Annotated in this window: 12 protein-coding genes; 3 read left to right on the forward strand and 9 right to left on the reverse strand. The window is 32.2% G+C overall.

Annotated elements, in window-relative coordinates:
* Nucleotides 1-8: 8 nt before the first annotated feature.
* The 8 genes from ACIQXF_RS06500 to ACIQXF_RS06535 form a co-directional block, all read right to left on the reverse strand.
* Entirely contained in the window at nt 9-209 is a 201-nt protein-coding gene (locus tag ACIQXF_RS06500) for a hypothetical protein (RefSeq protein WP_402780362.1), read from the reverse strand.
* A complete protein-coding gene (gene comGF / locus ACIQXF_RS06505; RefSeq protein ID WP_402780364.1) occupies nt 187-612 on the reverse strand; it encodes a competence type IV pilus minor pilin ComGF in 426 nt (141 codons plus the stop codon). Before comGF ends, ACIQXF_RS06500 begins: the two co-directional genes overlap by 23 nt.
* Nucleotides 605-922, reverse strand: a complete 318-nt coding sequence (locus tag ACIQXF_RS06510) for a hypothetical protein (protein WP_402780365.1) — start codon at nt 920-922, stop codon at nt 605-607. The genes comGF and ACIQXF_RS06510 overlap by 8 nt, the downstream gene beginning before the upstream one ends.
* Complete coding sequence (gene comGD / locus ACIQXF_RS06515) at nt 915-1,355, reverse strand: competence type IV pilus minor pilin ComGD (RefSeq protein ID WP_402780366.1); 441 nt, start codon at nt 1,353-1,355, stop codon at nt 915-917. Before comGD ends, ACIQXF_RS06510 begins: the two co-directional genes overlap by 8 nt.
* Nucleotides 1,352-1,537, reverse strand: a complete 186-nt coding sequence (locus ACIQXF_RS06520; protein ID WP_402780367.1) for a competence type IV pilus major pilin ComGC — start codon at nt 1,535-1,537, stop codon at nt 1,352-1,354. The genes comGD and ACIQXF_RS06520 overlap by 4 nt, the downstream gene beginning before the upstream one ends.
* Before the next feature lie 160 nt (nt 1,538-1,697).
* Nucleotides 1,698-2,303, reverse strand: a complete 606-nt coding sequence (locus ACIQXF_RS06525) for a hypothetical protein (protein WP_402780368.1) — start codon at nt 2,301-2,303, stop codon at nt 1,698-1,700.
* A 148-nt stretch (nt 2,304-2,451) separates the two neighbouring features.
* Complete coding sequence (locus ACIQXF_RS06530; protein ID WP_402780369.1) at nt 2,452-4,263, reverse strand: recombinase family protein; 1,812 nt, start codon at nt 4,261-4,263, stop codon at nt 2,452-2,454.
* Nucleotides 4,264-4,586: 323 nt separating this feature from the next.
* Entirely contained in the window at nt 4,587-5,456 is an 870-nt protein-coding gene (locus ACIQXF_RS06535; protein WP_402780370.1) for a tyrosine-type recombinase/integrase, read from the reverse strand.
* Nucleotides 5,457-6,390: 934 nt separating this feature from the next.
* On the opposite strand from ACIQXF_RS06535, the gene ACIQXF_RS06540 reads away from it, so the two are divergent.
* Complete coding sequence (locus tag ACIQXF_RS06540; protein WP_402780371.1) at nt 6,391-6,732, forward strand: YolC/YozM family protein; 342 nt, start codon at nt 6,391-6,393, stop codon at nt 6,730-6,732.
* 445 nt (nt 6,733-7,177) lie between these two features.
* Complete coding sequence (locus ACIQXF_RS06545; RefSeq protein WP_402780372.1) at nt 7,178-7,972, forward strand: hypothetical protein; 795 nt, start codon at nt 7,178-7,180, stop codon at nt 7,970-7,972.
* Between the two features lie 304 nt (nt 7,973-8,276).
* Here the strand turns inward: ACIQXF_RS06545 and ACIQXF_RS06550 are convergent, their stop codons facing one another.
* The gene (locus ACIQXF_RS06550) at nt 8,277-8,837 is read right to left on the reverse strand and encodes a hypothetical protein (protein WP_402780373.1); all 561 of its coding nucleotides are present in this window, start codon (nt 8,835-8,837) and stop codon (nt 8,277-8,279) included.
* Between the two features lie 284 nt (nt 8,838-9,121).
* On the opposite strand from ACIQXF_RS06550, the gene ACIQXF_RS06555 reads away from it, so the two are divergent.
* Nucleotides 9,122-9,379 (forward strand): helix-turn-helix domain-containing protein, encoded by a 258-nt coding sequence (locus ACIQXF_RS06555; protein WP_402780374.1) that lies wholly within the window; start codon nt 9,122-9,124, stop codon nt 9,377-9,379.
* Nucleotides 9,380-9,778 lie beyond the last annotated feature (399 nt).

Genomic DNA, 9,778 nt, shown 5'->3' on the forward strand with positions numbered 1-9,778 from the left:
TCTTATAACTACGATTCTACACTGTCTGACAAAATTTGTCCCAATAAATTTATCGTAGCTCGAACATTCATCTCTTCTAGCCCTTTATATGTTCGAAACTGAATTTCATAAGACGTACAATACGTAAGAACAAAAGTAGTTACAAAAAATAATAATGCAATTGCGATTAAAAAAATAGCCCCTCTGTCATTTTTCAATAATTGGCACATAGAAGGTTCGCTCCTTTTGGATACCACTTGGAAATTCAACAGCAACTGTTAACATATTTTCTGTATATCGGAATTGACATTTATTAATACCTATGAGCATAGGTACATGCCCACCATTTACTTGCTCACGAATAATATTGCTATAACAATCAATATGATGAAGCTTATCGGCAGATTCGAACGTGATTCTCTTTTGATCACTTCGAATCGTAAATGATGTAATATCATCTAAATACATATTCAAATCATAAACAAATAGCTCCCATTTCGATTGTTCATCAGATAATACTGTAGCCTTCATTTCGACAAACCAGAGCATAATGAAAACAAAAAGATGAGAGATAAGCACAAAAACAACTAATTGAAACAACGATTCTAATAATGTATAGCCCTTTTCATTCATCGACTTCACCTGTAAGCTGGATACATTTTTGGCGTAATTCTCGCGTATTTTGAAATCTTACACATATTCCCTGCCCATTAAAAGTCCAATGAAAATCCACATTTTCAATTGTTTGTGAGCCTTCTGTTTGCTGTAAATTATGATATTGCTTTAATCCCTCATAGGCGGTTTCAGCTGCGATTACCTCTAGCTTCTTGTTATAAAGGTTTGTTTTCATTGTATAGCTGATTGGTATTAATAACGTGCAAAGTAACATAAGGATGCCCATAGATAAAATTGTTTCTACAAATGAATAACCTGACTCATTCAACCCTAGATCTCCCTCGCCCTAGTGTAATAATAACTCTTTTAATTCCTTGAGGCGTATTAAAAGTAATAGTCCCCGCCGTCATAACGTTGCCATTGTAGTTATACATAATGGTTTGAACGGAACTCGAGGCAGGCATAAACTCAACCCCTTTTGGAAAAGGTCTTTCATATAAATTGCTATAAATATCTTTTTTAATAATATAACGTTTTGTGGAACTTTCGAACTTCATTGATATATATTCCCTTTGATGCATGCTATAGGTTTGTATATATTGAATATCTAATTGAATTTGTGTAAAAAACCGTTCAAGCTCCTTTGTTTCCGCTACATTTAACGAAAACTTCATAACAATTGCTGACAAGCACATAACGACAAACAATACAATTAACATTTCAATCAGTGTATAACCACGCTCAGTCTTTATAGCATTCATCCGCCATCAGAACCAGAAGAGGCATTTGCTAATCGCACCTCCCCTTCATTTGTTATCATAATCTCTTCTTTATTAGGGCAGGTTGTTTCATTTTCCTTTAAATAGTCTTGTGCTACCAAATCTTCAATTGTTGGATAAGCCATAAAATCAACTCGATACGCCTCGACCTGCCCCTGCACCATAGCTATAAAAGTATTGAAAAACAACCCTTTTATATAGAAAACACAAATTTTCTTGAAATTTCTTTAATGAAAATGCATTAATAATCTTAATTAATAAAGTAGTATAAAAAGAAGGACTTGATTATAAACAAGTCCTTCTAAAAAATTATGTATAAAATAACTAATCTCTTTTTTCTATAGTATCTTCTCTTTTTTCTACAGTATCTTTAAGTTGTAAAGATGCTATAAATATTGTAACAATAAAAGCACCGCCACCTAAAAATAGCGAGCCATAATTCATTAAATTAGAACTATCATATTTAATAGCTATTCTATAGCTGACAAATGAAGAAAACATTACCACAAAAAGAGCATTTATAATTGCCCACATGAAACCTTTGAAAATAAAGCGGTTAGTTGCTTTAGCTTCTATTAAAATAGAGAGGGCACCACTAAATGGAGTAATTATAGAATAAAACGCATATTTATACAAAACCAAAGCATCAATATACTCTTCAAATTCTTTTACTATTTCTATTTCTTTTTCTCTGTCTAATGCTTGCGTTACTCTGTCTAATGCTTGCGTTAGTATGTCAAACACACTATGAATTAAAAAATATGAACTTACTAATGACACTAGCAACCACAAAAATTCCCTTACATTAGGATACCTCTTAGGTGAGCCTTGTTTTCTTACAGATGTATAATACACTATACATACTACACTTCCTATTGCAAATCCTAAAGATAACCCTACACCTAAGAAAAATATAATTATATCTAACAACCAACAATCCTCCTTACTCATGGTGCTTTTAATTATATTAAACAAATCTCCGAAAAACTAGACTTCGATATGTTATGTTATATCTTGATAAAAACAATAAAAAAGCGATTCATCTATAAAATGAATCGCACATTATATTAGGAAAAAACTATAACTTTCCTTCTGCTCTTAACCTTTCAGCTTCTTCCCAATCTTCATATTGCTGAGCTAATAGCATTTCTTCATCTTGGTATGGATAATCTTTCTCATGTTGTTCTCTAGCTTCGTAATCCTCAACAAGCTGATTCCAATGTTCCCTAGCTTCCTTATGATTTCTTCTAACAGTGATTCCATTGAACATAGTTTCTGTTTGGTTCTCAATTGGATTCTCTTTAAAGATGCTATTGAACTCTTGAATTTCATCATCATAATTAAGCATTGTAAAGAAATACTCTAGCTCATAATCAGTTACAACAACTTTTTGCAAAAACTGTAGCTTTTCTTCAACAGTAAAGCTCTGATTCTTCCTCATCTGTTGAATAAGGTCTTTTTTCTTCTCTACTTTTTTCTTTAACCTTTGAATCTTTTCAATATTAATGTTTTCTAGCTGAACTTCCAACTCTTCAAGCTCATTTGAAGCTATATCAAACTTCTTTTCATATCTATTAGCTAGCTTTGTATTACCTTTCTTATTATATACTTTGATACTATCTGATAAGCTGTCACATTCAGAATCCAATCGGTCAATCTGCTCCTGTAGCTGTTGTCTAGTTCCTTCTACACGAGCAAGCTCTGTCGCTAAACTGTCCATCAGTTCTTTATACTGAACTTGCTCTTTCATAGTATCTGCCAAGAAATTGATATTGATTTCCTCTAAACCCTTGTTCAAATTATTTAAAGCCACACCTCTACAGCCACACCCTGCATGTTTAACTCTACTCATACACATGTAGTTTATTTTCTTTTTCTTCCCACTACCTGTAGTTGTATGTTTTTTGAATCCTTTTCCACATACACCACACTTTATCTTCTGAAAGTAAATATCATTATAGGAAACTTTCCTTCCACGCTTTTTATCCCCCTTATTGATTCTACTTTCACGAATTTTGTTAACTTCCTCATATTGCTCCAATGTTACAATGTGAGGTACTGCATTAGGGATAATAATGAACTCACTTTCATCTCTACGTTTTCGTTCAGTTGATGTTACATCATCTTTATACGTTTGGTGTACAACCGCTGTTCCTGTATATATACGATTCTTGATTATACGTGTAATTTTATCACTTGACCAAAAATGATTTCTTTGAGTAGGTATTTTCTTCTCATTTAATTCCTTAGAAAGAATCATTCCACCTTTTTTAGCATAACTGTTGAAAATGTACTCTACAATTTCAGCCTGTTCAGGAACTTTTACAATTTCCCTATATTTATCCCATGTAAAGCCATATGGTAACCTAGCAGGTCTATATCTATGTTTTCTAGCATTATGTTCTTTAGTAAACTTTATCTTTTCACTTAAATCTTGAGAATATCCTTCTGCAACACTGAATAAGATAGTAAGCATTAACTTCCAATTCTTGTCCTCTGTAGAAACTCCCCCGTGTTCAAATCTAATATAAACCCCTAAAGCTCTAAGCTGTTTAGCTGTAGACATACCAATTTCTTCATTACGAGCATAACGTGAAACATCTTTAGTGATTATGTAATCAAACTCAGGTTCTCTATCTGATGTTTCGAAAATATCACCGTCTTTTTTACGTTCAATAAAGTCCAATCCCGCTTTATACATCATTTCAATGAACTTTTCTCGTCTAGCATTAGTACCACTGAAACCTTCATCAGCAAAGATTTCTATAAGCTCTAGGTTTTCTCTTGCACAATATTCTTCATAAACTTCTCTTTGCATAGCTAATGATAACTTTTGTTCTTCTTTCTCTGTTGAAACCCTTGTATATACTACCGCTCTTTTTCTTGCCATATCGTTTCAATTCCTTTCTCTCGATGTGTGGATGTGCTTGGTCATACCCATTTCACAATTCCAACTAATTAAATATCGGAAAATACGGGGATACACCTAGCTTTGATAACCACATTTTTCTAAAATTGTCAAATGGCTATGTGTGACGCTCTCCTACTCACATGACCAGAATCATAAACCACACTCGCTGACACGCTCACACAAGCTCCTACACCCCTCTGACAAGCACCTATCACTCTGCGTCATGATTAAGAATAAAATCAATGTTTTATCTGCTTTCTAAGACCTATTGAAACATCAAAATAAAGCAGGTAAATCACATCTTATAAATATTTATCAACGGTTCTGTCATTGACTGATAAGTAGTGTTTATTGATTGTTTCAAGATTTTTATGTCCACTTTGCTTTGCGATAGTTGCAAGGTCTGCTCCTGCTTCGTGCATCGCTGAAATCTGTGTTTTGCGTAGCGTGTACGGTGCAAATCCTAGCCATTTATGAATTGATTTTCTGTATGCTGTATCACTGATTTTTGTGTTGTGATATTTGTTGTATCTATCAACTTTTCCTACTAGATAACTGTCATTATTTAGACCATATTCTTTTATGTAAGCACGAATTGCATTCACACTTTCAAGCGTCAAGCGCTTAGATTTCCATTCACTCTGCTTTTGCATGTAGACATTTACTGAACAATTATCTAAATCAATATCTTCAATTTTTATATTTATCATTTCAGAAGGTCTACATGCTGTAATCAGATTGAACAATGCAATCGCTTTGGCTCTCGTACCTAATTTTTCAATCAATGCCTTGACTTCATCTTTAGACTGTGCCGATTGACCTTTAATCAACTTCTGCTTTGCATAGTCAGTATCGTTATACTTTTGGCGCAACAAGGCTATACGTTTGTTTTGTTCTTCTGTTTCAGTCAATCCACATGCATTGACTAGGAAGTGCTTAATGCCTGCTGAACGCTTGTTGAATGTACTTAGTTTAAGACCTGTTTCAATCGTATGTAGCAAATATTTTTCTAGTGTTTCAAATGATATAGGTTGTTTCTTCTGCTCTGCGTATTGCATGAAGCGATTGAAGTCCCCTTCATACATTTTTGACTTATTATCAATCTGCTGTTGGATATTGTCATTTACTTTCTTGTTTTCGACCAGTGACTGAACTTGAATTAATTCTCCCATGACCATACTCCCTTTTTATCCTATCTTTATAAATTTATTTTAACATATTAAAGTTACGATAAGCAACATTTTCGTAACTTGATAATCATTCTCATTATTATATTTAGTGAATGAGCATCTAGAGGTAGCGTCAGAATAATACAGATTTACAACGCTAATATACCCCGATTTTATGCAAAGCTAAAAACAAACCAAACAAGTAAAAAGACTGCTACATCAACCGTTTGCGTCACTTGTATAAAAAGGCGTATAAACAATGTTCATAAGAAAAGCCACAAAACGTTGATGTATCAACATTTGTGACTTTTAAATTCGTTTCCAAACTTTCATTTTGGAACGTTATTTTGTATAGCCTTGTATAGCTTAAGAATGTATTAATAAGACAAAAATAAAAAGTGCAACAATTAACTGTTGCTCCTTAAGGTAAAATAATATACATTATATCCCCTATTATTGTAATAAAAATTCCAATTAATATAGTATATCAAACCTTCCAAAGCGAGATTTGGGGACAATTCTTTCCTTAACGTTGTAAATTCGTATTTTTCTGACGATACCCCATCTAGTCGCTATCGTTAGCATCCTAGTTTACCTATGTAAATATCTGTTCATAATCATTCGCTTTAAGCAATGGCACATTTTGTACTGTAACTTACTGCTCTTTCACCTATTTATCTATTAGTGCAATTAATACAGGTTTATCATGTGATTCATCTAGCATAGTGATTGATAAGATTAGTAGCGGTTTAGGTCTTATCGTGTCGTTTGTTGTAACGTTCATTCATTCTTAGTGCACTTACACAACTATATTGAACCAATATTTGTAAATATGTTAAACTATACCCAAAGAGTGATTACTCGGTGGTTCAACTAACAAGTCATTGTTAAAAAAGGCTTCTATTTCTTTGATATACCGAGCAATGGAGGGTGTAAAATGGGTGTAAAAAGCAAGTTTGGAATACTTGTTTTAGCATGTGCTGTTATATGGATTGCACTTTTTGTATTTACGCAAAAAGAACCGTACAGTACAGAAGCAGTGATGGATTCCTTATGGGTTAAATATAATGTTCAAAGCACCATGATAGGCGATACTGACCCTGTTCTTGAGGTATCAGTTTTCGATGAAAAAGACATAACAGTTGTTGAAAGTTATTTAAAAAACAACTTATCCAAGGAAGATTTAGAACACTACGAAATCAATGTGTTTCTGTTTTCAGAAAATCCATCTGAATATATTAAAAATGCACAGAAGAACCGAGAATCAAATTATAAATAATAAAGATGTTATTTCCGCAATCAGGGCTTAGTTTAATAATGGTCAGGACTTGCTTGTATAATTAATTTTCATATATGCAAGTCCTTTTGTTATGCTTCTGCAATAGCTCCTACAGCTCCAAACAGGCTTTGTAGCTCCATTTAGACAACCTATAAAAATGATTCCCCTGCTCCACTATCAAAGCTCATAGGCTCGTTAAATGTCCTAAGAGGTTGCTATGATTGGTGTAATAAGCTAATTCAAAGTTGAAGTCATTTAGACTTCTTCGTATTTGATAGAAGTAACAGTAAATCTTATTTGTTACACATTTACCCCTCTGTCATAAAATATAACTCTTTTATGTTAATATTTTATATAAATAAGTTTTTCATTCATTTAAGAAAATGACAGTTTCTTCCGTCCTGATATATAATAATTGTAAATATTCTTAAAAGGTGCTTGAATTTTGAAAAATATAATAAATAACACAAAAAATTATGCAGTTCTAGGAAAAATGAGTTTTTATGAAAAAAGTCTGTTATTTTTAGTAACCTTTATTCTTCCAATTATTTTATTGTTTAAACAAGATGAAAAACTAATCTTCTTATATCTATTTCTTTTTGTTTGTTGGGAAAATGCCTTAGGAGATAAATACTTTAAAAATTCTAATGAACACCCTTATGGATATAAATATGTATTATTACTAATGCAAATTCTACATCTATTTTTAATATTTGGTTTGTCTATATTAATAATCATTTTTATATTGAAAATTAACTATGAAATTGTAACTATTATTATAACTTTGTTGTTTACCTTTATTTTTGTCTTATATATGTTAATTAGTGTAGTCGTTATGTTTTATATTGGAAATTTCCTCTTTTTTTTCATTCTTAAAATGATTTTTCCCAATCAATTCAAAACAAATCAAAAAGAAGAAACATTATCTTTGCGAGAAATGTCTTGCTATTTAACAATAGAAGAACAAATTGGTTATTTTTTAACTTTAATTCTTCATTTACTTTTATATTTCGGAGTAGTATTTTACTTTTCGCTATGGTTATTACAAATAGATAATACAATTAATGATATTAGTTATTTTGACGGATTAGTAAATTGGTCATATACGAATCAAATAATATCTTTAGGTAATAGTTTAGGAATAGCCTCAATAATTATTACAATGTTATCTTTAAGTGTACCTGTTCAAATGAAGTTGCACTCAAAGGTATTAAAGCGTAAAAACGAAACGCTTAATTAATGACATAAAGTAGAAAATGAAATATTTTGGATAAGTTTAACATAGAGGATATTAATCAAACATAATCACACATCAATCTAGGGGCTTGTGCGTATGGATACACTTCTTACACACAAGTCCTTTTGTTACGCTTCTCCAATCATCCCTACCCTCCTGACATAGCTTTCATGGCGCTCAAATTGAAGCAGTCAACCAAATATCATGGCTTCGTCAATACAATTTATAGCGTGACTGTTAGCTCCTGACATGACAACAAAAAAAGATAGAGCAGTTCACTCTACCTCAAAGTTTCATAAAAAGTTATCTACTCATTAGAGTAGACAATATCATAAACATATCCATTCTTCATTGTTAGAACAACATCGTCATAAGTCCAAAACTCAGCTTCATTACTTTTTGTTACTTTTGTTGGAGAACCTAATACAACCTTTACTTCTCTCTCTGAATAGCCTGTTTGTACTTCTCCTAGTGCTTCTCTTTGCTCCTGTCTTTCTTGAGAGGCAAAATTATCAAGCTTCTCTTTTTCTTTTTCATAGAGAGCTATATTTTCATTATTAACATATTCATCATCATAAGCAAAATATCTAACTTCCTCAAAATGCTCCTTACTAATGCCATTAGAAAACAAGAAATTAAGTGAACTATTTAGATTCTTTATGGCTTCTTCTTTTAATTTCTCTAAATAATCATCACCGTTTTTAGTTTCTTGATAGTATTCTTTGAACCTAACAATCTCATAGAGTGCATCATTTGATGTTGTAGCGACTTTTACTTGGTCTGATTTTTCCTTGCTATCAGCTATATCTTTTATGGATTTTATGTATTTTTCATATTCTGTTTTTTTAGAGTTCTCTACTGCTTCCAACTTCTCTATTTCTTCTTTATCTAAGCTAGATATTATAAAATACCCTGCGAAACCTACTATTAGAGCAAAAGTAATTACCGCTACTATGATATTTGTTTTTGTGTTGTTTTTCTACAATATTGATTCCTCCCAGAGAACTAAGACTATAGTCTACAAAACATATTTTACTATATTTCAGTGATTATTGGTATTCGATTTATAGTTTCACCTCAATCTGTAGACTATAGTACGTGGAGTATATCTTTACATACCGTTGTAATTATTCAAAAAGGAGGTTTATCCTCTTGATTGAAATTGAAAATATTACAATTGGTAAGGTGCTAAAAAAGTTACGTTTAGGTAAAGAGCTATCACAAGAAGAACTAGCGTTAAGAAGTAGCCTTGATAGAACTTACATCAGCATGTTAGAGAGAAATATCAAACAACCCACTATTACAACAATTTTCCTACTGGCAGAAGCTTTGGAAATGAAACCATCTAAATTTGTTCAACTACTAGAGGATGAATTTGAGGGTAACACGATTAAACGAAATACGGTGTAGTCACATCTAAACGCCCATATAAACCCTGTGACAATCCTAGCATAAATATGACCTATATTATTGTTATCTTTGCTCATAGGGCTTGTGTTGGTTCTAAGAACCGACTTGAGAGCAATGCATGTAATCAAATGTACTTCTAACTGATGCTCGATTACTCTAAGCGCTGTTCTAAGAAGGCAGAACAGAAAAAGCACACCACTTTAATTGTGATGTGCTTCATTATTATTCTTGGTCTTCTGTCTTTTGGTTTTCTGTCTTTTGGTCTTCTGTCTTTTGGTTTTCTGTCTTTTGGTCTTCTGTCTTTTGGTCTTCTGTCTTTTGGTTTTCTGTCTTTTGGTCTTCTGTCTTTTGGTTTTCTGTCTTTTGGTCTTCTGTCTTTTGGTCTTCTGTCTTTTGGTT

It is taken from the genome of Lysinibacillus sp. NPDC097231 (genome assembly GCF_044761885.1).
Classification (GTDB): domain Bacteria; phylum Bacillota; class Bacilli; order Bacillales_A; family Planococcaceae; genus Lysinibacillus.